The 24,706-nt window shown below is 72.0% G+C and carries 18 protein-coding genes and 1 pseudogene; 10 read left to right on the top strand and 9 right to left on the bottom strand.

The features are described from left to right. Positions 1-104 precede the first annotated feature (104 nt). Positions 105-2,240, top strand: a complete 2,136-nt coding sequence (locus ACZ5SK_RS37415) for a pectinesterase family protein (protein ID WP_468577104.1) — start codon at positions 105-107, stop codon at positions 2,238-2,240. A 173-nt stretch (positions 2,241-2,413) separates the two neighbouring features. On the opposite strand, the gene ACZ5SK_RS37410 is transcribed toward ACZ5SK_RS37415, so the two are convergent. The 4 genes from ACZ5SK_RS37410 to ACZ5SK_RS37395 all read right to left on the bottom strand — a co-directional run bounded on the left by ACZ5SK_RS37410 (position 2,414) and on the right by ACZ5SK_RS37395 (position 9,379). Beyond that, the gene (locus ACZ5SK_RS37410) at positions 2,414-2,860 is read right to left on the bottom strand and encodes a hypothetical protein (RefSeq protein ID WP_468577102.1); all 447 of its coding nucleotides are present in this window, start codon (positions 2,858-2,860) and stop codon (positions 2,414-2,416) included. A gap of 152 nt (positions 2,861-3,012) precedes the next feature. Next, positions 3,013-7,122 (bottom strand): trypsin-like peptidase domain-containing protein, encoded by a 4,110-nt coding sequence (locus ACZ5SK_RS37405; RefSeq protein ID WP_468577101.1) that lies wholly within the window; start codon positions 7,120-7,122, stop codon positions 3,013-3,015. Between the two features lie 5 nt (positions 7,123-7,127). Further along, entirely contained in the window at positions 7,128-7,436 is a 309-nt protein-coding gene (locus ACZ5SK_RS37400) for a trypco2 family protein (protein WP_334578854.1), read from the bottom strand. Between the two features lie 140 nt (positions 7,437-7,576). Continuing rightward, positions 7,577-9,379, bottom strand: a complete 1,803-nt coding sequence (locus tag ACZ5SK_RS37395; RefSeq protein ID WP_468418350.1) for a bifunctional metallophosphatase/5'-nucleotidase — start codon at positions 9,377-9,379, stop codon at positions 7,577-7,579. Positions 9,380-9,560: 181 nt separating this feature from the next. Between ACZ5SK_RS37395 and mshD the strand changes: the two genes are divergently transcribed. Next, positions 9,561-10,487, top strand: a complete 927-nt coding sequence (mshD, locus tag ACZ5SK_RS37390; RefSeq protein WP_334578852.1) for a mycothiol synthase — start codon at positions 9,561-9,563, stop codon at positions 10,485-10,487. Positions 10,488-10,529: 42 nt separating this feature from the next. Here mshD and ACZ5SK_RS37385 read toward each other — a convergent pair whose 3' ends face one another. From ACZ5SK_RS37385 to ACZ5SK_RS37365, 5 genes are all read right to left on the bottom strand, one after another. Further along, on the bottom strand, positions 10,530-11,243 hold the full coding sequence (locus tag ACZ5SK_RS37385; protein ID WP_468577098.1) for an ABC transporter: 714 nt from the start codon (positions 11,241-11,243) through the stop codon (positions 10,530-10,532). Then, the gene (locus ACZ5SK_RS37380) at positions 11,231-12,790 is read right to left on the bottom strand and encodes an ABC transporter permease (RefSeq protein ID WP_334578850.1); all 1,560 of its coding nucleotides are present in this window, start codon (positions 12,788-12,790) and stop codon (positions 11,231-11,233) included. Before ACZ5SK_RS37380 ends, ACZ5SK_RS37385 begins: the two co-directional genes overlap by 13 nt. Beyond that, on the bottom strand, positions 12,787-13,692 hold the full coding sequence (locus tag ACZ5SK_RS37375) for an ABC transporter ATP-binding protein (protein ID WP_334578849.1): 906 nt from the start codon (positions 13,690-13,692) through the stop codon (positions 12,787-12,789). The genes ACZ5SK_RS37380 and ACZ5SK_RS37375 overlap by 4 nt, the downstream gene beginning before the upstream one ends. A 202-nt stretch (positions 13,693-13,894) precedes the next feature. Beyond that, positions 13,895-14,737, bottom strand: coding sequence for an anti-sigma factor family protein (locus ACZ5SK_RS37370; RefSeq protein ID WP_334578848.1), 843 nt, complete (start codon positions 14,735-14,737; stop codon positions 13,895-13,897). Positions 14,738-14,804: 67 nt separating this feature from the next. Beyond that, positions 14,805-15,356, bottom strand: a complete 552-nt coding sequence (locus tag ACZ5SK_RS37365) for an RNA polymerase sigma factor (protein ID WP_334578847.1) — start codon at positions 15,354-15,356, stop codon at positions 14,805-14,807. Positions 15,357-15,564: 208 nt separating this feature from the next. On the opposite strand from ACZ5SK_RS37365, the gene ACZ5SK_RS37360 reads away from it, so the two are divergent. The 8 genes and pseudogenes from ACZ5SK_RS37360 to pstS all read left to right on the top strand — a co-directional run bounded on the left by ACZ5SK_RS37360 (position 15,565) and on the right by pstS (position 24,683). After that, positions 15,565-16,032, top strand: a complete 468-nt coding sequence (locus tag ACZ5SK_RS37360; protein ID WP_468577095.1) for a GntR family transcriptional regulator — start codon at positions 15,565-15,567, stop codon at positions 16,030-16,032. Beyond that, the gene (locus ACZ5SK_RS37355; protein ID WP_361702105.1) at positions 16,029-16,949 is read left to right on the top strand and encodes an ABC transporter ATP-binding protein; all 921 of its coding nucleotides are present in this window, start codon (positions 16,029-16,031) and stop codon (positions 16,947-16,949) included. The genes ACZ5SK_RS37360 and ACZ5SK_RS37355 overlap by 4 nt, the downstream gene beginning before the upstream one ends. Then, on the top strand, positions 16,946-17,980 hold the full coding sequence (locus tag ACZ5SK_RS37350) for an ABC transporter permease (RefSeq protein ID WP_468577094.1): 1,035 nt from the start codon (positions 16,946-16,948) through the stop codon (positions 17,978-17,980). The genes ACZ5SK_RS37355 and ACZ5SK_RS37350 overlap by 4 nt, the downstream gene beginning before the upstream one ends. After that, on the top strand, positions 17,977-18,984 hold the full coding sequence (locus tag ACZ5SK_RS37345; protein ID WP_468158115.1) for a hypothetical protein: 1,008 nt from the start codon (positions 17,977-17,979) through the stop codon (positions 18,982-18,984). Before ACZ5SK_RS37350 ends, ACZ5SK_RS37345 begins: the two co-directional genes overlap by 4 nt. A gap of 205 nt (positions 18,985-19,189) precedes the next feature. Further along, positions 19,190-21,547, top strand: a complete 2,358-nt coding sequence (locus tag ACZ5SK_RS37340; RefSeq protein WP_443041264.1) for an RNA degradosome polyphosphate kinase — start codon at positions 19,190-19,192, stop codon at positions 21,545-21,547. Beyond that, positions 21,528-22,673 (top strand): CHAD domain-containing protein, encoded by a 1,146-nt coding sequence (locus ACZ5SK_RS37335; RefSeq protein ID WP_334578841.1) that lies wholly within the window; start codon positions 21,528-21,530, stop codon positions 22,671-22,673. Before ACZ5SK_RS37340 ends, ACZ5SK_RS37335 begins: the two co-directional genes overlap by 20 nt. A gap of 190 nt (positions 22,674-22,863) precedes the next feature. Beyond that, a pseudogene (locus tag ACZ5SK_RS37330) lies at positions 22,864-23,271 on the top strand (NUDIX hydrolase); the annotation flags it as partial. A gap of 278 nt (positions 23,272-23,549) precedes the next feature. Then, positions 23,550-24,683, top strand: coding sequence for a phosphate ABC transporter substrate-binding protein PstS (pstS, locus tag ACZ5SK_RS37325; RefSeq protein ID WP_361702100.1), 1,134 nt, complete (start codon positions 23,550-23,552; stop codon positions 24,681-24,683). Positions 24,684-24,706 lie beyond the last annotated feature (23 nt).

Genomic DNA, 24,706 nt, shown 5'->3' with positions numbered 1-24,706 from the left:
GCGCCCATCCCCCCGATACTTTCCCTGAGTTGGGCAACCTTTCTTCAACGTGCGGCGACTGTGCAGCGGATCGAGTCCCCCGCCCCGCACGGAAGGCACCCCCCATGAGCGACCACCGCCGCAAGTCGCCCGAGTCGACCGAGTCGGCCAAGTCGACGGCCAAGCCCCGGCACCGGAGAAGCAGGAGGGCTCTGGCCGTCGGCGTCCCCCTCGCCCTCACCGCCGCCGGCACCCTCGCCTACGGCACGGACCTCGGGCTGTTCGGTGCGGACGCGCAGGCGAACGCCTCGGCCGCGACCGCCGCCGCGCCCGCCTGGGCGACCGCCACCGCCGACGGCTTCGCCTCCGTCAACGCGCTGGGCCAGAACGGCACTTACGGTGGCCGGGACGGCAAGACCGTCACCGTGAAGACCCTCGCCGATCTCGAGAAGTACGCGACCGCCAGTGAGCCGTACGTCATCGTCGTGGCGGCCACGATCAACATGAACCCGGTCGGGAAGGAGATCAAGGTCCAGTCGAACAAGACGATCGTCGGGTCCGGAACGTCCGGGCAGATCGTCGCCGGCGGCTTCTTCCTCGGGCAGGGCGTCCACAACGTCATCATCCGGAACCTGACCATCCGGGATGCGTACCAGGGCACCTGGAACGACAAGGAACACGACTACGACGGCATCCAGATGGACGGCGCGCACCACGTCTGGATCGACCACAACGACATCCGCCACATGGCCGACGGCCTCATCGACAGCCGCAAGGACACCACCTATCTGACCGTCTCCTGGAACAAGCTGAGCCAGGAGAACAAGGCGTTCGGCATCGGCTGGACCGACAACGTCACCGCCGACATCACGATCCACCACAACTGGATCCGCGAGACCGAGCAGCGCAACCCCTCCACGGACAACGTCGCCCACGCGCACCTGTACAACAACTTCCTGGAGGACGTGGCGGGGACGGACATCAAGTCGTCCTACGGCAACTACTCGCGCGGCAAGACGAACATGGTCCTGGAGAACTCCTACTTCCAGGGCATGACCAACCCCGTCGTCCGGGACGCCACCGCCACCCTCGTCCAGCGCGGCAACGTGTTCTCCGGGACCAGCGGGAAGAACGAGAGCGGCGGCAGCGGCGCGGCCTGGGACCCGAAGACGTACTACGGCTACACCCTCGACAAGGCCGCGGACGTGCCCGCGCTTCTCAAGTCGGGTGCCGGACCGCGCAGTTCGATCGGCACGGCGACCGCCACCACGACGACCCCCACGACCACGACGCCGAAGGCCGCCGCCGTCACCACCCTCACCGTCGCCAAGGACGGCAGCGGGCAGTACTCGACCGTGCAGGCCGCCGTGAACGCCGTACCGGCGAACAACCCCTCGCGCGTCGTGATCGCCGTCAAGCCGGGAACGTACCGCGAGCTGGTCAAGGTCCCGGCGAACAAGCCGCACGTCACCATCCAGGGCACCGGCGGCAGCCGCAAGGACACCACGATCGTCTACAACAACGCGTCGGGTACGCCGAAGCCCGGCGGGGGCACGTACGGCACCGGCGGCAGCGCCACCGTGGCCGTCGACGCGGACGACTTCCAGGCCCGCAACCTGACCATCTCCAACGACTTCGACGAGGCCGCCCACCAGGACATCGCCCAGCAGGCGGTGGCCCTGCGCACCTCCGCCGACCGGATCTTCCTCGACGGCGTCATCGTCAGCGGCGACCAGGACACCCTGCTGGTGGACACCGCGTCCAAGGACAGGCTGGGCCGTGTCTACATCACCAACTCCTACGTCGTCGGCAACACCGACTTCATCTTCGGCCGCGCCACCGCGGTGATCGACAAGTCCGTCATCACCCTGAAGAAGCGCTGGAACGGCACCTCGGCCGGCTATGTCACGGCCCCCAGCACGGCCGCGAACCGCAAGGGCATCCTGATCGCCAACTCCACGGTGAGCGGTGACGTGTCCGACCGCAGCTTCTACCTCGGCCGCAACTGGCACGCGGGCGGCGACGCGAGCCTCGACCCGCAGGCCACCGTCCGCAACACCTCCCTCAGCGCCGCGATCAAGACCACCCCCTGGTCCGACATGGGCGGCTTCTCCTGGAAGGACGACCGCTTCGCCGAGTACAAGAACACCGGCGCCGGGGCCGGGGCCGCGAGCGGCGACCGCCCCCAGCTGACCGACTCCCAGGCCACCGGCCAGGAGGTCGCGGACTGGCTGGGCGACTGGACCCCCACGGCTTCCTGACATCCCCCTGCCCGCTGCTCCGTCTCGAGGTCTACGAGACCGTACTCGCCTCCCGCCCCGTCCTCGACCACGGTTCGGCCAGGCGGGTGTAGGCGGGGCAGCGGGTCATCAGTTCGTCGTGGGTTCCGGTGTCCAGACGAGTTTCCAGGCGGATTCGGGAACCAACCGCGTACTCACACAGGCCATATGAAGGCGAGGAGTCGCTCCGCGCTCTGCTTCGCCGCAGTGCTGAAGTCGTCACCGTCGACCACCGTGCGGAGGGCGTCGACGGCCGTCTGACGGAACTCCTCGCCGAGACCGATCAACGCCGAGGTGGCCCTGCCGCGGTCGGCGTCGGCGGACCACCTGTTGGCGACGACGGTCACGAGATGTTCGACGGCCAGTGGCCGGTACAGGTCCGCGAAACCTGTCAGGAACAGGGCCAGCTCCAGGTGGGCGGCAGGATCCGTCGTCGGGCCGCTGCACGCGGCCCGAAATGCCGCCACCGCCTGGTGGGCGTAGGAGTCGCCGAAGCCGGCCAGCACGTCCGCCGCCTCCCTGCGAACGATGGCGGACGTCCCGCCGCGTCCGATGACGCGCCGCAGCATTCGTGCGGCGGCCGGCTTGTGACTCTCGCCCATCCTCGCCGTGTGTACGGCCAACCTGATGCGGTCCTGGGAGGACAGGAACAGGCCTCCGAAGGCGTCGCGAAGGCCTGCCGCACTCTCGGAGCAGGTGTAGACGGCAGCTGCCCACGTGGACAGCTGGGCAGCCTCCCGAGGGGGAATGCTCCTCAGCACAGCCTTGGCGGCGGTCGACCAGTGCTCAGCTCCCAGCTCGTGGAGCGACTGCGCCGCGGTATGACGGTCTCGTGCGTCGGTCCTGCGTGCCGTGGCGACAGCGCGCAGAGCCCGGGTGGCCTCGTTGACGTGCTCTGTGCCGACGCAGAGCAGGGCACGGGCGGCCAGGAGCCTCTCTCTTCCGCCGCGGGGTCGCGGGCAAGCCGGCACAGGATCTCTGGTTCCGTGGGCACATGGCCGCCGCCGAGTGCCAACAGGCCGCGCGCCGTGCTCCATCCCGGCCGCCCGCTGTCGGCGCGCGGTCCGGTGTCGGCGCGCAGTGCCGCGGCGACCTGATCCACCCAGGCCTCACCGAGCGCGTGAAGCGTCGCGGCGACCGCCCGCCGGCCCTTGGCTCCCACCGCGGGGTCCATCAGGCTCCGGCACATCCAGGCCAGGACGGTCTCACGCGCACCGCCGCGGGTCCCGCGCAGCGCCTCGATCACCGGTCCCGAGCCCTGCGGCTCGGCCTCCGCGTCGAGGATCAGCGCTCGCAGCAGTGTCGCGTCGAGCGGGACGGGTTCACTGAGGACGACCAACGCGCGAGCCGCGGCGACAGACAGGTTCCGGCCCCCCTTCGCACCTCGGAGCGTGCTCCGGAGAACCGCGGCCGCCCTCTCCAGGTGTGGTGCGCCCAGTGCTCGCAACTCCGCCGCGGCCCTGGCCCGTTCGTATGCGTGGCTGCGCGGATCGGTCAGGACGCCGCACAGGGCATCCACCGCCTCGTCCGCCGCGGAGCCGCCGTACGCGGCCATCCGGATCCCGGCGCGCAGCCGGACCGCGGGAAAGGCCCCGCCAGTCCTCAGCACCTCTCGCCAGGCCTCCACCTCCTCGGCCGGTGTCTCCCGGGGCGCCCAGTCCAGGATCGCCTTCGCGTTTCTGCGGGCGTCCCTGCTGCTGTCGCGGGCTTCGAGTATGTCCTGGGCCCGGCGCCGCGCCTCCTGTGCGTAGGCCCCGCCGAGCCGCGCCAGATACTGCCCGGCATACGCGCGGTTACCGGAGTCCAGGGTCGCGTCGTCCATGATCGCGCGACTCGCCGCGGCGGCCGTGTCGGCGGCCTCGGAGCCGAGGTGGGTCAGCTCCATCGCGGCTCGGATCCGGTCCCGGTAGAGATCGGCGGTCGAGTCGGCTGCCATGGCTTTCAGGACGTCGGCGGCCTCCCCGACGTATGCCCTGCCGAGCGAGGCCATGAGCCAGGCAGCGTTCCGCCGGAGGTACGCCGCCGTCAGCGGGACGGCCACCAGGTCTCGCAGTGCGCTCGCCGCCATCGGCCGGTACGGCTCGCCGAGTTCGGCCAGCGCACCCACGGCGGACAGACGCTCGTGGCCGTCCTTCAAGGGGTCGGCCGCGATCCGGCCGAGCCGGATCGCGGCCTCGTGCGCATGCTCCTCCCCGAGCCCGAGGAGGGCCTCGGCCGCCTCCCGCCGCACGTAGTCGGCGGAGCGCCGATCGCAGACGGCTCTCAGCAGGAGGGCCGCTGCCTCCGTCTCGTGCTCGGGATGCGAGTCGGCCAGCACCCTGGCCGCCTTCACCAGTTCGGAATCCATCTGCCGGTCCAGGGAGGCCGCCGCCAGAATCCGCGCCGCGCTCGCCGGATCGTGGCCGATCAGGGCCCGGCCGGCCGCCACCCGGCGCCAGTCGCCGGACCGCTGTGCCGTCTCGGCCAGATACTCCGTCACCTCGGGATGCCGGATGCGGGCCAGCAGCTGCCAGGTGGGGGCGAAGGCGCGCGGGCGGCGCACCTCGGAAGTCCCGAGGAACCTCCGGTAGTGCCCGTCCTCCGCCGGACACCCCTCCGCCAGCAGCTCCCCCGCCAGCATCTGGTTCCCGTGCCCCTCCTCCAACAGCCGATCCAGCAACTCCCGCCCACCCGCGCGATACCGGTGGCAGTAGTGGACCAGCGCGGCGACATACAGATCCCGCAGCGGATGCTCCGTGAGCCCCGACGCGGCCAGCAGCGCCGCCCGCCACTCCTCGCGCCCGAGGTCGAAGTCCTGCGGAAGCCCCGCGACCAGCTTCTCCGCCGCCAGATGCTCGGCGAAGGTCGTGTGCAGGAACGCGACGCCGCCCCCCTCCCGTACGCCATCCCCCTCTCGTACCAGCAGACCCGTGGCGAGAAGGGCGTCGAGCACGACGTTGCGCCAGCCGTCCAGCGGTGGGACCGCGCCGAAGCGGCGGCCCATGTCGTCGGTGGCCGTCTCCTCCCACCAGCGCAGGGCCTCCCGGAGAAGGTCCTGCGCGCCCGTGGCGACCTGGGCGTGGGCGAGGTGGCGTACCAGCTCTTCCAGGTGGGCCCTCAGGTGGGCCACGGCTGCGGGCCCGCGGTGGATCCCTTCGGCGGACAGGGTCAGCCGGCGCCAGCGGTCGTCCGTCTGGTCGCGTTTGGCGGCCAGCAGCTGGACGCGGCACTGCTCGTACAGAGCCCAGCGGTTGTCGGGAAGCGGTGACGCGGGCGCGCTCTCGAAGACGAGGGCCGTGACGGTCGCGAGCAGCGGGTTGCGCAGGAGATCGCCCAGTCCGGCCGCGTCCACCTGCGCGAGGAAGCGCGCCGCGCCTTCCGGGCGGCCCGAGTCCTGGCAACCCGAGTCGTTGCAGCCCGCGTCCTTGCAGCCCGCGTCCTTGAACCAGGCGTGGGCGAACTGCTGCAGCCGCTGCCGGGTGAAGGGGGCGAGGAGGTACTGGTGGAAGCCGGACTCCTCGAACGCCTTGACGGCCTCTGGGTCGCGGCGCGTGGTGAGCAGTATCCGCAGGGGCGTCGACGCGGAGGCGGCCCCCTCGCGGGCGTGGTCGGTGAGGCGATGGATCAGCCGGTTGCGGCGGTCGAGGGGCACCTCGTCCAGGGCGTCGATCAGCACGAGCCAGGTGGCCCCCGGCGGCAGCCGCGGCAGGGTGCCGTCCTGCGTACCCAGGCCGGTGGCCGTGGCCACCGCGTTGTCCAGCAAGTCTTCGAACTCAGCCAGCGCGGGGGCCGTGACCAGCAGGGGAACCAGCCCTCCGGCCGCGGCCGGCGCCGCGAGGGCCGCGCGCCCCAGATCGAGACAGCACCTGTGCAGGAGCGTGGACTTCCCCTCCCCTGGCCCGGCCACGACGACCAGATGCCCGCCGTCGTCGGGGGCGAGCGCCTCGTCCAGGACGTCCTCCAGCCGCCGCGAACGCCCGGCCCGTGGCGTGTGCCCACCCGGTACGGTGCCGGCTCCGCCGTTCCTCGAGGGCTCCGCGCCCTCCTGGGGTGGTTCCGCCGGGCTGTCGAGGACCTGCCGGACATGGACGTCGGTCAGTCGGCGGGGCCTTCGGTCCTGACGGAAGCGGTAGGGGAGTTCGTCCGCGGCGTTCAGCTGCCGGCGCAGCACCCTGCGGACGGCAGGCGGGATCCAGTGCGCGGGCTCGGTCATCGCGGGGGTGCCGGCGGTCGCCTGCCGCACGGGGAGGGGCGTCGGCTCGAGGCCGTGCTCGCTCAGCAGCGCGACGAAGTCCGGGTCCCGCAGGTCGCACAGGTCCGTACCGGTGAGGTTTCTGCGGTCGCCGGTGGGCCGGTGACTGGTGACGACCCCGGCCAGCAGTCCTTCATGGACGGTGAGGATGCCCGCGCCCGAGTATCCGGCCCACGGCGACTGCTGCGGTCCCCGCGGCGGAGGGTCGCTGGTGGCGACTGACACCTGTAGCTGATGATCAGTGCGGTCCGACCCGAGTTGGATCGTGCCGTCCATCTGGTGGCCGCGCGGCCGGCCCCCTTCCAGCGTGAACCACGGGAAGCCGACCGCGTGCACGTCGATCCGCCCCAGGTCGTGGGGCAGGTCCGCGAACCCGATCGGCGGGAGTGAGGCGCGGTCCGCGTCCAGCGCCAGCAGGGCGATGTCCCGCCCCGCATGGGCCACCACCCGGCGAACCGCTGTGCGTCCGGCGGATCGCGCGGTCCGTACCTCGTAGCGCGCGGCCGGGTCTCGCACCGCGTGAGACGCGGTGATCGCCAGATCGCCCACCAGCAGCAACCCCGACGCCACGGCACGACGCCGACCGTCCGAACCGGTGGCGACGACCTGGACGACGCGATCGGCCCTGCTCATCGCCGTCAGTCTGCGAGCAGTACGGCGTCCGCCTCGCCGAGTCCGGTGAGCACCCGTCCGCCGTCGGCCGTCTCGGCCTTCAGCTGGAGCGACACCGTGTGGGTGGCGCTGATGGTCTGCGAGGCCTTCCCGTCGGCCGACACGACCCAGAACTTGACCCCGCCGCCGCCCTCCTCGGCCTGGGTGACGGCCACTTGGAGGTCGAGGTTGACCGTCTCCACCTGCAGCCGGACAGGGTGCCCGGCAGACTCCCGCATCGCCTCGGCCAGCTCGTCCCGGAGCGCCTTCAGGGCGTCCGCAAGCCCGATCTCCATCTCGTCCTCCCCCTTCGGCCCTGTGCGCGGCCGATCCCGGCATCGTAGTGGGCGGACGCATCGCGGCAGGCGAGTTGCGGCAGCCGGGCAGATCTCCTGCACGGCTGCCGCGGGTCTGCCCCGGAACAAGCGCGGTTCGGCTAGCCGACGATCGTGATCCGGTTCGCGACCGGCGGGGCGATCGGGGCCGTGGCCGAGGAGCTCGCCGTGAGGTACTGCTGCAGGGCCGTCAGGTCGTCGGTGCCGACGAGGTCGTTCGTGCCCTGGCCCAGGGTGGTGAAGCCGTCGCCGCCGCCCGCGAGGAAGCTGTTCGTCGAGACGCGGTAGGTCGCGGCCGGGTCGATCGCCGCGCCGTTCAGCCGGATGGAGTCCGTGACGACGCGGTCGGCGCCGCTCTTCGTCAGATCCAGCGTGTACGTCAGGTTGGCGGACGGCTGGAGGATCTTCGGCGCGCTCGCGTTCGTGCCGCTCACCTGCTCCTTGAGTACCTGGATCAGCTGGGCGCCGGTGAAGTTCTGCAGGTTCACCGTGTTGGAGAACGGCTGCACGGTGAAGCCCTCGGCGTAGGTGACCACGCCGTCGCCCTCACTGCCCTTGGCCGCGTAGGTGAGGCCGGCCCGGACGCCTCCCGGGTTCATCAGCGCGAGGTCCGTCTCCGGGTCGAGCTCACGGCCGTACCAGAGCTGGGCGTCCGCGATCAGGTCGCCCATCGGGGACTCGGTGCCCGTGTTGGGAACGTCCGCGGATATGTAGCCGATCGCGCGGTTGCCGACCGGCGCCGCCAGCGTGTTCCACTTGGTGATCAGCTCGGTCATGTCGGGCGCCTTGGCGACGGTCCGGGTGACCACGTGGTTCGCCGACTTGACCGCCGTGCGGGCGATGTCGCCGGTGAAACGGTCGTACGTCAGCGTGGTGTCCGTGTACAGACGGCCGAAGGACGCGGCCGAGGTCACCGTGCGCGGCTTGCCCGACGGGTCCGGGATCGTGCAGGCGTAAGCGGCGTGCGTGTGGCCCGTCACCAGCGCGTCCACCGCCGGCGTGATGTTCTTCGCGATGTCGACGATCGGGCCGGAGATGCCGGCGCCCGCGCCCGGGGAGTCGCAGTTGTAGTTGTACGCGCCCGAGGCCGGGAGGCCGCCCTCGTGGATGAGCGCCACGATCGACTTCACGCCCTGCTTCTGCAGCACCTTGGCGTACTTGTTGATCGTCTCGACCTCGTCCTTGAACTTCAGGCCCTTGACGCCCTCGGCGGAGACGACACCGGGAGTGTCCTCCAGCGTCACACCGATGAAGCCGATCTTGACGTCCTTCTTCTTCCAGACGTAGTACGGCCTCAGGATCGGCTTGTTCGTCTTCTCGTCCAGGACGTTCGCCGCCAGGTACGGGAAGTCGGCGCCCTGGAACTTCTTGTCGGTGTAGCAGCCGGCCGTCGGGTGGCAGCCGCCGTTCTGCAGGCGGGCCAGCTCCTTGGCCCCCTCGTCGAACTCGTGGTTGCCGACGCTCGTGACATCCAGGTCGAGCTTGTTCAGCGCCTCGATGGTGGGCTCGTCGTGGAACAGGCCCGAGATCAGCGGGGACGCGCCGACCATGTCACCGCCGGCCGCGGTGATCGAGTACGGGTTGCCCTTGCGCGCCTCGCGCAGATGGGTCGCGAGGTACTCGACACCGCCCGCGTCGATCGTCTTCGTCGTGCCGTCCGGCTGCAGTTCGGTGACCCGGCCGGAGGAACCCGACGGGGGCTCCAGGTTGCCGTGCAGGTCGTTGAAGGACAGCAGCTGCACGTCCTGGTAGCGGCTCGGCAGCGGCTTGCCGTGCCTGCCGTCGTGGGCGTCCGCCGGGAGGGCGGCGGCCAGGGCGCCGACGGTGGCGAGCGTGGCAGCGGTCGCGAGCAGACGGTACGTACGACGTCTGCGGCCGGGGTTCGGCTGGGATGTGGCTGGCATGCGCCCCCCTGTGAATCGACTGAGGTAAGTGGCAGGTAAGTGGCCCCGTTCGGGCGCAGCCTAGAGTCAACGCGCGTAGCGCGACAGGGGGTTCAGGGTTACATCCTGGTTTCCCTTTGCCCTCTCCTTTGCCCCCTCCTGTGCGCCCACTTTGCGGCGCCCTCCCCTTACCCTCGTACGCATGACCAGCGACGACACCGCACGGATCCCCGGCTCCCGATCCATCGAGACCCACTCCGAGCTCACCCCCGAACAGGTCGAGGCCGTCCTCGACCTGCTCGCGGAGGCCGCCCGGACGGACGGCCAGCAGGCGGTGTCCGAACAGGGCCGGCTGCAGCTGCGCGGAGGCGCCCGCGAGGGCGTCTCCCACCTCGTCCTCACCCTTGGCGACGAACTCGTCGGCTACGCCCAACTGGAGGACACCGATCCGGTCGAGGCGCCCGCCGCCGAACTGGTCGTCCACCCCTCCCACCGCGGTCACGGGCACGGGCGGGCGCTCGGCTCCGCCCTCCTCGCCGCCTCCGGCAAGCGACTTCGCGTGTGGGCCCACGGCGGGCACTCCGCCGCCCGGCACCTCGCCCAGGTGCTGGGCCTGTCGCTGTTCCGCGAACTGCGCCAGATGCGGCGGACCCTGACCGACCTGGAGCTGCCCGAGCCGGGGCTGCCCGAGGGCGTCACCGTCCGCACCTTCGTGCCCGGCCAGGACGACACCGCGTGGCTCGCCGTCAACGCCGCCTCCTTCGCCCACCACCCCGAACAGGGCTCCCTCACCCAGCGCGACCTCGACGACCGCAAGGCCCAGCCCTGGTTCGACCCCGCCGGCTTCTTCCTCGCCTTCCGCGGTGAGCAGCTCATCGGCTTCCACTGGACGAAGGTCCACGCCGAGGAGCAGCTCGGCGAGGTGTACGTCCTCGGCGTCGCACCCGGGGTGCAGGGCGGCGGCCTCGGCAAGGCCCTCACCACGATCGGCCTGCGGCATCTCGCGGGGCAGGGGTTGCCCACGGCGATGCTGTATGTCGACGCCGACAACAAGGCGGCGGTGTCGGTGTACGAGAGGTTGGGGTTCACCACGTACGAGACGGATCTGATGTACCGGACGGAGACGTGAGCGTTCGTTGTTCGGCCCTGAAGGGGCTTCCTCGCCTCGTCCTCAAACGCGGGACGGGCTGAAGAACCAGCGCCCCTTCACAGGCTCCGGTGTCCATATCGCGCTCAGTGTCACCGTCGTGCCCAGCACCACCGCCCATCTCAGCTGGGTCGCCACCCAGTAGGGGTCGTGGGGCGTTCCCAGCAGGCCCCACCTGTTGGGGACCAGCAGTGTCAGTCCGGCCGCCACTGCCAGCCAGATCGCCGTGCCTCTGCCCACTTGCGCCGTTTCGGTGAAGCGGACGGCGATCGTCGCGAGGGCGAGGGCGACGCCGGCCATCGCCGCCGCTTCCAGAGTGGCCGGGCCGAGTTCGGGGCGGGTCGGGGCGGGGATGAGGAGCAGGGCCGTCGCCCACCAGAGGAAGGTGAGCGGGACCACGAGGGCCAGGCGCAGGACGGTTCGCCAGGCGCGGCCCACCGGTGTCGCCGCGGTCGTGTTGCGGGCGGGGTCGTCCAGGAGAAAGGCCAGGCCCAGAGCTCCGGTGAGCGCGGTGAGGCGCAGCACCAGCCGGCCCAGGTCGGCGTCCGGCGCGTGCTCCGGCAGACGTACCGTCGCCGCCAGCAACAGGCCCATCCCACCGGTCGTGGCCAGCGCCGGCCAGGGGAGACTGCGCCACACCGGCGGCAGCAAGGACCGGAGCAGGGCCGCGGTGACCCGCCTCGCTTCCGGTTCGGCTTCTGGTTCGACTTCCGCTTCTCGTCCTCCTACTCCTCGCACTTCTCCGCCTCCTTCGGCACCGCGACGCCCAGCAGCTTCGCGGCCTGGGCGGTCGTCGTGCTCGCGGACGTCAGTTGCGCCCAGTGGGCCTTGACGCGGGCCGTCATCTCGGCGCGCGGGCCGGCAAGAAGTTCGCGGACCACCGCCGTCTGCGTCGCCGTCATGCTCAGTCCGTTCGTCGGGGCCAGGACCTGGCCCGAACCGCTGGTGGTGTCGTCCAGCCGCACGTGCTGGAACGTGGCCATCGGAGTGGGGTCGGCGCCCAGCACCAGCCACATGACGGTCACCGTGCGGGCGTCACACATCTCCTGAAGCGTCACGTTCTCCGAGCCGCCCACCAGGACCGAGGCGGCACCGACCGCGAACTCGGGGACGCGGTTGCCGCCCCACCGTGTGCCGACGGTCACCTCGCCCGGGGTGGCGGAGGGGTCCAGGGCGGCGTCGACCTCCTCACCGTTGTAGATGCGCTGGCGGACCGTCAGTGGAACCTGCGCCGCCGAACCTCCCGCCAGGGACTGGAGCCGGTCGACGACCTCGGCCCATTCCGGCCGCACGCCCTTCCACTCGGGGAACGAGCAGTACGTCGAGCCGCCGTACCGCGTGCACGACTGGACCTTCTGCGGGGTCTCGGACGCCGTCTTACGGGCCGCGTCCAGGTCCGCCGTGTCGCGCGGGATCTGGCCGATCGCGCCGGCCGCGGTGGCCGCGAGGGCGAGGGCGGTCGCCGCCTTGACCGCCCGGGTACGCCCGCCCGAGAGCAGGAGGGCCGCGCAGGCCAGCAGGACGCACGCCGCCGTCACATACAGCGCGTGCCAGCCGGCGGGGCGGCCGAGGAGGTCGGCCGGCACCGGGTCGCCGCCGCTGGAATCGGAGAACAGGATCGGGGAGAGCCAGCCCACCCACTTGCCCTCGATGCCGAGGAGGGCGGAGGCCAAGGTGATCAGCACATACAGGGCGATGACGAAGAGTATGGGGATGAAGGGGGAGGGCAGCAGGCGCGCCAGCAGCACGCCCGTGATGCCCGCCATCAGGACGCTCAGCGGCCCGACGGCCAGTTCCCCGAGGGAGCCGTGGCCGATCGCGCCGGGCTTCAGGGCCTCCCGGGTGAACTCGGCCGCGACGACGAGTGCGGTGAGTGCCGCGTAGGGGATCACGGACAGCACATGGGCGAGGGTGCGCCGCCAGGGTTCCATGGGCAGCACGCCGAACTGCTGGACCGTGCCGTGCTTGCGCGAGCGCAGTGCGGCGGAATTGGTGCAGATGAGCAGGGCGACGGCGAAGAGGAGGGGTGCCACCTGCGTCCGGCGGTCGACCGTGTTGAGGACGGGGAAGTCGTCCATGCCGTCTTTGCTCATCAGCCGCAGGACGACGAAGCCGACGTAGAGGGCGAAGAAGAACAGCACCGGGACCTGTTGGAGCAGTTCGCGGGTCTCGAAGCGGGCAAGGGCGAGGACCGCTCCGGCGTGGTGGCCCTCGCCTGGGGACTCGGTGCGCGTGGGGGCCGGCTCGCCGGCCGTCTGGGTGCTGGTGTTCAGGCCGGCGCTCATGCCGACGCCTCCGCGCTCTCGCCGTCGAGGGCGAGCAGATAGCCGTCCTCCAGGGTGGGTTCGAGGAGGTCGGCGCCGGTCGGCGGCTCGCCGATGTTGCGGAAGGCGCCGGTGCCGGTGCGCCAGCCTGCCAGGGCCTTCGGGTCGCGTTGCGCGCTGCTCCAGACCCGGCCGGCCGCGCGGGCCGTCAGGTCGGCCGGGGTGCCCTCGAAGCGGACCCGGCCGCCGGCCAGGACCACGACACGGTGGCAGAGCATCGCCACGTCCTCGGTCTGGTGGGTGGACAGCAGCACCGTGCGACCCTCGCCCGCCTGAGCGATCAACTCACGGAATCTCATGCGCTGTTCGGGGTCGAGGCCGACGGTCGGCTCGTCCAGCACGAGGAAGCCGGGGTCGCCGACGAGGGCGGCGGCCAGGGCGACGCGCTGCCGCATGCCGCCGGACAACCGCTTGATGCGCTTGCCGCGCACTTCCGAGAGGTCGACGGCCTCCAGCACGCGCCGCACCTCACGCAGCCGGGCGGCGCGGTCGGTGAGCTCCTTCAGGATGGCCACGTAGTCGACGAACTCGAAGGCGGTGAAGTCAGGGTGGAATCCCGGGCTTTGGGGGAGGTAGCCGAGGGTGCGACGCAGGTTGAGGCGGCCGGTGGCGGTGCCCGGGTCGTGGCCGAGGGCCGTGAACGAGCCCCCGTCGGGCGGCGCGGCCGTGGCCAGCACGCGCAACAGGGTGGTCTTTCCTGCGCCGTTGGGTCCGAGCAGCCCGGTGACACCAGGACCCAGCCGCAGCGACACCCCGTCGAGGGCGCGGGTGCCGCCGAAACGCAGGGAGAGGTCGGTGACCGTCACCGTGGTGGAGCCGGAGCCGGAGCCGGAGCCGGAGCCGGAGGCGGAGGCCGTGGTCATGGGGAACTCCTGAAAGTCGAACGGGCAGCCTGAGCCAGGAAGGCCCGGCCGGGGACCGGCGCCTGCGAGGCGGGAGCCCCCGAGGCGGGGACGGCGCTTGCGGGGCCGACGGCGGCGGGGCCGGCCGGGCCGAGAGACGCCGGAACCGAGGTCATGGGAACGCGGGCCGCGCGGGTGGGGGGTGTCGGGGTTGGGGGGCGGGTCATCGTGTGCCGCCTTCTGGGAAGCCGGCCAGGGGGCGGGCGTCGAAGCGGTCTCGGGACTGGTAGAGCAGCAGGGCGGCCAGGGCCGCCACCGCTGCCGCGGCCGACTGGCCCGCCGCGGTGAAGGGGGCGAGTGTGTCGTGCTCGGGCGTCCGGGCCGTCGCCACCACCAGCAGGGTCAGCCAGCCACCGCCGACCAGGGCGGCCGCGACGACCGGGCCCAGCCGCGCGGTCAGCGCGAGGCCCGTCGCGGTCAGGGCGAGCGCGGGCAACAGCCAGGCCAGGGCCAGCAGCCCGTATCCCGGAAGGGCCAGCGTCGCCAGCCCGTTGAAGACCAGGCCCGCGGTGAGCACCGCGACCGTACGGATCATCAGCAGCCGGAAGCCGTGCAGCGGGGCGACGACGGCCATCTCGTACGTCGGGTCCAGGGACGGTCCGTAGGACAGGGCGACGCCTGCGAGCGGGAGCAGCGGGGCGAGTGCGAGGAACAGCGCGGGCTGGTCCGCCACGCGCACCGCCAGCACCGTCATGACCAGCAGGAACAGCACCGACAGCAGCCAGGAGCGGCGCAGTACCGGCGTCGCCGCGAGCAGCCGCGCGGTGTGGTCGGCCACGCCGAGCCGCACCAGCAGCCGTTCGAGCAGGCTCGGGCGCGGCGCGTCCAGCTCGGCGTCCAGCCGCTCCCAGCCGGCGTCCAGAGCGACCGGGTCGGTGGTCGCCGCCAGCCGGGCCCGGCACTGCGCGCACCCGGTGAGGTGGGTGTCGGCGGACCACAGCAGGGGGGGCGCCAACTCGCCGTGCGCGTAGGCGCGCAGGTCTTCTTCCGCCACGTGCCACGTCATGCCAGGTCCTCCCTCGACTGCTCGCCGCCCACGCGAACGCGCGAGCCCACTCCGCACACGTACCGCCTCATGCCAGCGCCTCCCGCAGTTGCTTGCGGGCACGCTGGGCCCGCGTCTTGACGGTGCCGGGCGGGATGCCGAGCAGAACGGCCGCCTCCCGGGTGGTGAGCCCGTCGATGACGGTCGCCTGCAAAACGGCCCGCAGCTCCGGCGAGAGCCGGACGAGGGCCCCGGCGAGGTCTCCGTGCTCCACCCCCGCGAGCACGCGTTCCTCCGCCGAGGCCTCGTCACGGTGGCGCAGACGGGTCAGTGCCTGGCGCAGCCGGCCGCGCGCTCCGTCACCGCGCACGGCGTCGACGAGGCGGCGTGCGCCGATGCGCCACAGCCAGCCGGCGGCGTCGCCGGAGGCGCTCTCCTCGCGGTAGCGGGCGGTGCCGCGCCACACCGCGAGGAACGTCTCCTGAACGACGTCGTCGACTATCCCGGCGTCGGCACAGCGGCCGCGCAGGCGCGCGGTAAGCCACGGTGCGTACCGCCGGTACAGCTCCTCGAAGGCGTGACGGTCCCGGTCCGCCGCGATGGCCCGCAGCAGCTCCCCGTCGCTTGTCGTTTCGCTCACAACCCCTCATCGGACGAGCCCCGCCGATCGGTTCACGATTCCCCACACGATTTTTTCGGACCCACCGGCACCGCCCCCACATCCCCCAACGCCCCCACTGCCCCCGCCTGCCCCGCCAGCCCCCACCAGCCCCCACCAGCCGATCTTGACTTCCGTGCTCCGTTCCACCACCCTTTCACTACTCAATTAGTGAAAGGGTGGTTGTCCAGTGGTCGAATACCGCATCGACCGGCACAGCGGCGTCGCCACCTACGTCCAGATCGTCCAGCAGACGAAGCAGGCGCTGCGCCTGGGCATGCTGCAGGCCGGCGACAAGCTGCCCACCGCACGCGAGGTCGTCGAGGCGACCGCCATCAACCCGAACACCGTGTTGAAGGCGTACCGCGAGCTGGAGCGCGACGGGCTGGTGGAGGCCCGGCGCGGCCTCGGCACCTTCGTGCGGCGCGGGCTGAGCACCGCCCCGGCCGACTCGCCCCTGCGCACCGAACTGGACGACTGGGCGGTCCGGGCCCGAGCGGCCGGACTGGACCGCGACGACGTCTCCGCGCTCTTCACAGCCGTACTCGACGAACAGTTCGCCGTACCCACGGCACCCGCCGTATCCACCGAGCCCGCCGTATCCGACACCCTCACCGCCCGTGTAGAGCGAGAGCACCCCCAGGGAGACCCCTCATGACCGACACCGCCATGGCGGCAACCGCGCTCGGCAAGCGCTTCGGCCGACGCGGGGGCTGGGCGTTGCGCGACTGCACGTTCCGGCTCCCCGCCGGGCGCGTCTGTGCCGTCGTCGGGCCCAACGGCGCGGGCAAGTCCACGCTCCTCGCCCTCGCCGCCGGTCTGCTGGCCCCCACCGAGGGCCGGATCACCGTCCTCGGGACGGACCCGGCGTCCGCACGCGCGCGTGTCGCTTACGTCGCCCAGGACAAGCCGCTGTACCCGCAGCTCACCGTCGCCGAGACGCTGCTCGTGGGCGCCGACCTCAACCCGGGCCGGTGGGACGCCGGCACCGCCGAGCGGATCGTTTCCGCGGGCGATCTCGACCGGAAGCAGAAGATCCGTTCCCTCTCCGGCGGCCAGCGCACCCGCGTCGCACTCGCCCTGGCCCTGGCCAAGCAGCCCGAACTGCTCCTCCTCGACGAGCCGATGGCCGACCTCGACCCGCTGGCCCGGCACGAGCTGATGGGCACCCTGATGGCCTGCGCGGCGCAGTACGGCACGACGATCGTGATGTCGTCGCACGTGGTGGCCGAACTGGAGGACTCCTGCGACCACCTGCTGCTGGTGGGCGGCGGTCGGGTGCGCCTCGCCGGTGAGATCGACGACCTGCTCGCCGCCCACACGCGCGTGAGCGCACCGACGCAGTCCAGCGCCTCGGACCTCGCCCGGGACCCCGGCCGGGATCTCGCCCCGCACACGGTCGTCGAGTCGCGGATCACGGGCCGTCAGCTCTCCGCCCTGGTGCGGCCCGCGGGCCCGCTCGCCGACGACTGGCGCACCTCGACGCCCTCCCTGGAGGACCTCGTCCTCGCCTACCTGCGCAACCCGCAGGCCGCTCCGCTCACCCCGGCCATGCCCGAGGAGGCCGCCGTATGACCGCACTCGCCCTCTCCCCGGCCGCCTCCAAGGGCGCCCTCGAACGCCGTCCCGGACCGCGCTGGCTGCTGCGGCTGCACCGGGGCGCCCTGTACGCCTGGACCGGCCTCGTCGTCGTCCTCGCCGTCGCCCTGGTGTGGCTGTGGGGGCCGCTCACCGACAGTGCGGCCGACGCCTGGCGGCAGTACCGCGCCTGCCCCGACGACGGCCTCTGCCAGTACGACCAGGACGCCATCGTCCGCTTCAAGAGCGTGTACATGTACACGACCGGTGCGCTGACCGCACTCCCCTTCGCGGTCGCCGCCTGGGCGGGCGCCTCGCTGTTCGGCCGCGAGCTGGAGCACGGCACCGCACAGCTCGCCTGGACGCAGGGGGTGTCCCCGACCCGCTGGCTGGCCACCAAGCTCGCCGTGCCGACCGTCCTGGTCGCCGCGGGCACCGGCCTGCTGGTGGCGCTGCACCACCTGATGTGGTCGGCGGGCGTCCACCGCATCGACACCACCAAGAGCTGGTACGACAACCTCACCCTGCACACCAACGGCCCCACCACGGTCGCGTTCGCCCTGCTCGGCCTGGCCGGCGGCGCCCTGGCCGGTCTGCTGGTGCGCCGCACCCTGCCCGCGCTGGTCCTCGCCCTCGGCTTCGTCGGCGCCGCGCGCGTGCTCGCCGACCAGGCCCTGCCGCACCTGTGGCCGGGCGTCACCAAGATCTCCAGCCTCAGCACCGGCCCCGACGGGGCCGGCATCACCATCGACTCGGGCCTGGTCACCTCCACCGGCGCGCACATCCCCGACTCCGGCTGCGCGTCGACCCTCCCGGACGGCTGTGCCGCGGTCTACGAAAAGCTCGACGCGACCGGCTACTACGCCACCTACCACCCCGAGTCGCACTACTGGCCTCTCCAGCTGACCACGACCGCCCTCCTCCTGACGGTCGCCGCCGCCCTCGCAGTGGCCGCGTTCATCCTCCTCAGGCGCACCACCGCCACCACCGCGCGCGCGGGCGAGGCAGCCAAGGAGACCGCCGTATGACCACCGTCGCCGACGCCAGTCCCCAGGCCGCAATCGACCGCCCCGGCCCACGCCCCGGTACGTGGGGCACCGCCCGCGCGGTGCTGCGCGTGCACCGCGCGGCCCTCGTCGTCTGGGCCGGCCTCGTGGTGGTCCTGGGCGGGTGGCTGGTGTGGATCACCGAGGCCACCGGCGAGGACGCGCGCGCGGCCGCGGAAACCTGTGACCGTATGGGCCCGGACCTGTGCGACACGACCATCAGCTGGACCGGCTACAGCGTGACGGTCGACTGGATCGGCCTGCTGATCTCGTACCTCTTCCTCGCCGTGGCCGCGTACGCGGGCGGCGCGCTGATCGGGCGCGAGCTGGAGAGCGGTACCGCGCGGTTCGCCTGGACCCAGGGCGTCTCCCCCACCCGCTGGCTGGCCGCCAAGCTGGCCGTGCCCGCGCTCGTCGTGACCGTCGGCGCCACCGCCCTGGTCCCCGTGTACCGCTGGGCCTGGAGCGCCAACCAGGACCCTCAGTACCACGGCTGGATGTCCGACGACGCGTACCTCTCCCGCGGCCCGGCCACCGTCGCGTACGCCCTGTGCGCCCTCGCGATCGGCGCCGTCACCGCGCTCCTGCTGCGCCGCGCGCTGCCCGCCCTCGCGGTCTCCGTCGTCGCGACCGGGCTGCTCGGCTACGTCGTGGCGCAGCTGCGCGCGTCCTTCTGGCCCACGGTGACCGTCACCGCCGGCCAGAGCGGGGTACTCGACCCGCCCATGTCCGCGTGGGAGGTGGAGAGCGGCGTCCTGGTCCACGGCAGCCGGGTCCCGTCCCTCGACGTCACCAAGTGCTACGGCGGCTCGACCGCCCGGACCCGGGGCTGCTTCGACGACCTGGGCGTCACCGGCTTCTACACCACCTACCACCCCGAGTCCCACTACTGGCCGCTCCACCTCGTGGAAACCGGCATCGTGCTCGCCGTCACGGCCGCCGTGACCGCCGCCGCCTTCTGGCTGCTGCGCCGCCGCACGGCCTGAACCCGCGCGACCAGGGGTGCGTACGTCCCTCCACGGGGGGAAGGACGTACGCACCCCTTGCGTTTCCCGGCCGGCCGCCACCCCGCGAGCACCCTCCGCGCCACCCACGGGACACCCGCGAGCCACCCCCGCGAGCCGCCCCCCGATATCCCGCACGCCATGTCGCCGTAACCGTCGGTTCAGATGACCTTGCGACGCTCGGTGAATGAACCCCGCCGTGCCCGAGCATTCGCCGCCCCCCGAAGGGGATCAGCCCCCCAAAGGGACCGCCGCGATCCCGCCCGCACGTTCCGACGCGCCTGTCACGCTGCTGGCGCGGAAGAATGGGTTTATGAGCCAGTCAGACGCCACGGCACAGGTCCAGCACGCACAGCCCTCAGTGGGCTCCATAGCCGCGCACCGCCCGCACACCGTGTCGGCCGCGGTCTCCGACCTGGAACCCGACATCGACGCGGACCTCGACGCCTACGAGGAGTCGCCGTACGACGGGCCCGAGCTGCCCCAGGGTCGTTTCCTCGACCGGGAGCGCAGCTGGCTCGCGTTCAACGAGCGGGTCCTGGAGCTCGCCGAGGACCCGAACACCCCCCTCCTCGAACGCGCGAACTTCCTCGCCATCTTCGCCAGCAACCTGGACGAGTTCTTCATGGTCCGGGTGGCCGGACTGAAGCGCCGCATCGCCACCGGCGTCGCCACCCGCTCCGCCTCCGGTCTCCAGCCGCGCGAGGTGCTGGAGATGATCTGGGCCCGCTCGCGCGAGCTCATGGCCCGGCACGCCGCGACGTACCACGAGGACATCGCTCCCGCCCTCGCGGAGGAGGGCATCCACCTGGTCCGCTGGAGCGAGCTGACGGAGAAGGAGCAGGCCCGCCTCTTCACGCTGTTCCGGCACCAGATCTTCCCCGTCCTCACCCCCCTCGCCGTGGACCCCGCGCACCCCTTCCCGTACATCTCGGGGCTCTCCCTGAACCTCGCGGTCGTCGTGCGCAACCCGGTCAGCGGCCACCCGCACTTCGCGCGCGTCAAGGTGCCGCCGCTGCTCTCCCGCTTCCTGGAGAGCTCTCCCGGCCGCTACGTCCCCATCGAGGACGTCATCGCCGCGCACCTGGAAGAGCTCTTCCCGGGCATGGAGGTGCTGGAGCACCACGCCTTCCGGCTCACCCGCAACGAGGACCTCGAGGTCGAGGAGGACGACGCCGAGAACCTCCTGCAGGCCCTGGAGAAGGAACTCATGCGGCGCCGCTTCGGGCCGCCGGTGCGCCTGGAGGTCGAGGAGTCCATCAACCGCGAGGTGCTGGACCTGCTGGTGCGCGAGCTGAAGATCTCCGAGGCCGAGGTCTACCCGCTGCCCGGCCCCCTCGACCTCACCGGTCTCTTCCGCATCCACGGCCTCGACCGTCCCGAGCTGAAGTACAAGAAGTTCATCGCCGGCACCCACCGCGACCTCGCCGAGGTCGAGTCGGCGTCCGCGCCCGACGTCTTCGCGGCGCTGCGCTCCCGGGACGTGCTCCTGCACCACCCCTACGACAGCTTCTCCACCTCCGTCCAGGCCTTCCTGGAGCAGGCGGCCGCCGACCCGGACGTCCTCGCCATCAAGCAGACCCTGTACCGGACCTCGGGCGACTCCCCGATCGTCGACGCGCTCATCGAGGCCGCCGAGGCCGGCAAGCAGGTCCTCGTCCTGGTCGAGATCAAGGCCCGCTTCGACGAGCACGCCAACATCAAGTGGGCGCGCAAACTGGAGGAGGCCGGCTGCCACGTCGTCTACGGCCTGGTCGGCCTGAAGACGCACTGCAAGCTGTCGCTGGTGGTCCGGCAGGAAGGCGACACCCTGCGCCGCTACTGCCACGTCGGCACCGGCAACTACCACCCGAAGACGGCCCGGCTCTACGAGGACCTCGGTCTGCTCACCTCGGACCCGCAGGTCGGCGCGGACCTCTCCGACCTGTTCAACCGGCTGTCCGGCTACTCCCGCCGCGAGACCTACCGCCGGCTGCTCGTCGCCCCCAAGTCCCTGCGCGACGGCCTGATCTCGCGCGTCGACAAGGAAGTCCAGCACCACCGCGCCGGACGTCCCGCGCACATCCGCATCAAGGTCAACTCGATCGTCGACGAAGCGCTCATCGACTCCCTCTACCGCGCGTCCCAGGCGGGCGTGCCGGTCGACGTGTGGGTGCGCGGCATCTGCGCGGTGCGCCCGGGCGTGCCGGGGCTGTCGGAGAACATCCGGGTCCGCTCGATACTGGGCCGCTTCCTCGAACACTCCCGTGTCTTCGGCTTCGGCAACGGCGGTGAGCCCGAGGTGTGGATCGGCAGCGCCGACATGATGCACCGCAACCTCGACCGGCGTATCGAGGCCCTGGTCAGGGTCACCGACCCGGCCCACCGAGCGTCCCTGAACCGGATGCTGGAGACCGGTATGTCCGACTCCACCTCCTCCTGGCACCTCGGCCCGGACGGCGACTGGATCCGGCACGCGACGGACACGGACGGCGCGCCCCTGCGCAACATCCAGGAGATGCTCATAGACGCGCGGAGGCGCCGGCGTGGCACAGCGACACCATGACCTGACGGACCCCCAGGCCGGGCCCGTGACCACGGGGGACGCCCTCGCGGGCTACCTCCGTGACCAGGCCACGGAATTCCTGCGCGCCCTGCGCCTGCACCGCGAGAGCGGGGGCGCGACGGCGAACGGCTCGTCGAGCGGCGCGGCGAACGGCGCCGCGGGCGGCGCGGAGGAGCGCGTCGACGCGGTGCGCGCCCTGCGCCGCTCGGCCCGCCGCATCAGCGGCAGTCTGCACACCTTCCGGCCGCTCCTCGACGCCGAGTGGTCGGAGGGCATCCGCCCCGAACTGGCGTGGCTGTCGGGCACGTTGGCCCTGGAGCACGCGTACGGGGCCCGGCTGGAGCGGCTGCTGCTGGCGCTGAACCGGCTGTCGGGCACCGCCCCGACGCCCGCACCGCCGCCCGTCCCGGCCCAGCCGGCCGGCCGGAGCGCGGGTGACCGGGCCGCCGACCGGGTGGTCGACCGGGCCGCCGCCCACCGGCCGACGGCGGTCCCGGACCGCGGCAACCTGACCGTGGGCGCGGCGAAGGCGGGCGCCCTGCTGGACCGTCAGCTCACCCTCGCCCGCACCCGGGCCCACTCCACCGCCCTGCAAGCCCTCGGCTCCTCCCGTTTCCACGCCGTCGCGGATCAGGTGGCCGTCCTCGCCAGCGAGGTCCCCCTCACCCCCGTCGCCCCCACGACCGACCTGCGCCCGCTCGCCCGGGCGGCCGAGGAGCGCCTGTCCGACGCGGTCGCCGCGCTCCCGCTGCTGACCGCGGGCAGCCCGTACAACGCGGAGGCCCTGATCCACGGCCTCTCCCCGGAGCCGGCCCCGCATCCGCAGGACGCGCCCTGGCACCAGGTCCGGCTGCTGCTGCGCCTGCACCGGTACGCCTGCGAGGTCGTGCACGGCCGCGGCGTTCCACTGGACGTCCGCCTGCTCTCGGCCGGCCAGGCCCTCGACCGGCACCGCGACGCCTCGGAGGCGGCGTCCGCGGCGGCCCAGGCGGCCCGTACGCCCCGGATCGCGCCGGCGACGGCGTACGCGCTCGGCGTGCTGCACGCCGACCAGCGGCATGAGGTGGAGGCGGCGCGGTACGCGTTCCAGCGTTCCTGGCAGAAGCAGACGATCGGCACACCCTGAGCCACCAGGCGGTGAGTACCGGATGAGCACGGCGAAGAATCCCGATGGCACCACCGACACCACTGGCCCCACCGACTCGCGCCACACCAGCAACACCACTGGCACCACGGACCCGAGCCGCACCAGCAACACCAGCAACACGACTGACACTGCCGACACTGCCGACACCGCCGACGCCACTGACCCCACCGACACCGTCGTCCGGGCCGCCGGCTGCGTGCTGTGGCGGCGCTCCCGGTCTGGGGGTGAACTGGAGGTGTGCCTCGTTCACCGCCCCAAGTACGACGACTGGTCGCACCCCAAGGGGAAGCTGAAACGTGGTGAGGAACCGCTCGCGGGCGCGCTGCGGGAGGTCGAGGAGGAGACGGGCCACCGAGCCGCGCCCGGCGCCCGGCTGCCCACCATGGAGTACGAGGCGAACGGCCGTCCCAAGCAGGTCCACTACTGGGCGGCCGAGGCCGTCTCCGGCACGTTCACGCCGAACCACGAGGTCGACCGAGTCCTCTGGCTCGCGCCGCAGGCTGCCCGCGACCGGCTGACCCAGCCGAGGGACCGCATGCTCGTCGACGCCCTGCTGGACGTCCTCCACCTGGCATAACGGAGGCGGACGACCCGGCATGACAGGGACGGAGGACCGGGTGGCCGCCGGAACCGGGCCGTGTCCTCGACGTAAGCGTTCCGTGACCTAACCGCACCGTCCCCAGGGGTTCACCCGCCGTTCACCCGTGCCCGTAAGCGCCTTCACCTGATCTGCCTAATTTCGGCCTTACGCGGTGCGGTGCGCGACCCAGGCGGTCACGTCCGTTCCGACCAGACTTCGCACACTCCGCACGCCGCCGAATTCAGGACGGCGGCTCCAGGAAGGATCTTCCCCAAGTGAAGCTTCAGCGCATGAACCGGCGGGCTCTCTCCCTCGGTGCTCTCGCCGTCTCCGGCGCCCTGGCCCTCACGGCGTGCGGCTCCGACGACAACGGCTCCAGCAGTGGCAGCAGCAGCTCGTCCTCCGCCACCGCCGCCGCCGGGTCCATCAAGTGCGACGACGCCAAGGGCCAGCTCCTCGCCGACGGCTCCTCCGCGCAGAAGAACGCGATCGACGCCTGGGTGAAGAACTTCACGCAGGCCTGCAACGGCGTCCAGGTCAACTACAAGGGTTCCGGCTCCGGCGCGGGCGTCACCGCGTTCACGCAGGGCCAGATCGCCTTCGCCGGCTCCGACTCCGCCCTGAAGGACGACGCCGTCGCCGCGTCGAAGTCGGTCTGCTCCGGCGGCCAGGGCATCGACCTGCCGATGGTCGCGGGCCCGATCGCCGTCGCCTACAACGTCGAGGGCGTCGACAACCTCGTCCTGGACGCCTCCACGATCGCCAAGATCTTCAACGGCAAGATCACCAACTGGAACGACGAGGCGATCAAGAAGCTGAACCCGACCGCCAAGCTGCCCGACCAGAAGATCCAGCCGTACCACCGCTCGGACGAGTCCGGCACCACGGACAACTTCACCAAGTACCTGATCGCCACCGCCAAGGCCGACTGGCCCTACTCCGGCGGCAAGGCCTGGCAGGCCAAGGGCGGCCAGTCCGCGGCCGGTTCCTCCGGTGTCGCCCAGGGCGTCAAGTCGACCCCCGGCGCGATCGGCTACATGGAGCTGTCGTACGCCAAGGACGGTCTGGGCACCGTCGCCGTCAACACCGGTGCCGCGGCCCCGGTGAAGGCCTCCTCCGACGGCGCCACCAAGGCCGTCGCCGCCGCGCAGGTCGTCGGCACCGGCAGCGACCTGTCGCTGAAGCTGGACTACAACACCAAGGCCGACGGCGCCTACCCGCTCACCCTCGTCACGTACGAGATCGTCTGCGACAAGGGCAACAAGGCCGCCACCCTGCCCGCCACCAAGGCGTTCCTGCGCTACATCGCCAGCACGGACGGCCAGGGCATCCTCTCGGGCATCGACTACGCGCCGATCCCCGACGCCATCATCTCCAAGGTCCGCACCACCATCGAGGGCCTGAGCTGATCTGAGCGGTGCGGTCCGGTGCC

The sequence above is a fragment of the Streptomyces sp. NPDC031474 genome, from assembly GCF_055581185.1.
The sequence above is the reverse complement of the archived record's forward strand: the minus strand, read 5'-3'. Positions and strand labels throughout refer to the sequence as shown.

Bases quoted from the DNA above. Each gene is read 5' to 3' on its own strand.
- ACZ5SK_RS37375 (WP_334578849.1), bottom strand. From the start codon at position 13,692: ATGACCACGGCCTCCGCCTCCGGCTCCGGCTCCGGCTCCGGCTCCGGC.
- ACZ5SK_RS37395 (WP_468418350.1), bottom strand. From the start codon at position 9,379: ATGCCAGCCACATCCCAGCCGAACCCCGGCCGCAGACGTCGTACGTAC.
- ACZ5SK_RS37350 (WP_468577094.1), top strand. From the start codon at position 16,946: ATGACCGCACTCGCCCTCTCCCCGGCCGCCTCCAAGGGCGCCCTCGAA.
- ACZ5SK_RS37340 (WP_443041264.1), top strand. From the start codon at position 19,190: ATGAACCCCGCCGTGCCCGAGCATTCGCCGCCCCCCGAAGGGGATCAG.
- ACZ5SK_RS37355 (WP_361702105.1), top strand. From the start codon at position 16,029: ATGACCGACACCGCCATGGCGGCAACCGCGCTCGGCAAGCGCTTCGGC.
- ACZ5SK_RS37345 (WP_468158115.1), top strand. From the start codon at position 17,977: ATGACCACCGTCGCCGACGCCAGTCCCCAGGCCGCAATCGACCGCCCC.
- ACZ5SK_RS37370 (WP_334578848.1), bottom strand. From the start codon at position 14,737: ATGACGTGGCACGTGGCGGAAGAAGACCTGCGCGCCTACGCGCACGGC.
- ACZ5SK_RS37380 (WP_334578850.1), bottom strand. From the start codon at position 12,790: ATGAGCGCCGGCCTGAACACCAGCACCCAGACGGCCGGCGAGCCGGCC.
- ACZ5SK_RS37400 (WP_334578854.1), bottom strand. From the start codon at position 7,436: ATGGAGATCGGGCTTGCGGACGCCCTGAAGGCGCTCCGGGACGAGCTG.
- mshD (WP_334578852.1), top strand. From the start codon at position 9,561: ATGACCAGCGACGACACCGCACGGATCCCCGGCTCCCGATCCATCGAG.
- ACZ5SK_RS37415 (WP_468577104.1), top strand. From the start codon at position 105: ATGAGCGACCACCGCCGCAAGTCGCCCGAGTCGACCGAGTCGGCCAAG.
- ACZ5SK_RS37410 (WP_468577102.1), bottom strand. From the start codon at position 2,860: ATGGGCGAGAGTCACAAGCCGGCCGCCGCACGAATGCTGCGGCGCGTC.
- ACZ5SK_RS37405 (WP_468577101.1), bottom strand. From the start codon at position 7,122: ATGAGCAGGGCCGATCGCGTCGTCCAGGTCGTCGCCACCGGTTCGGAC.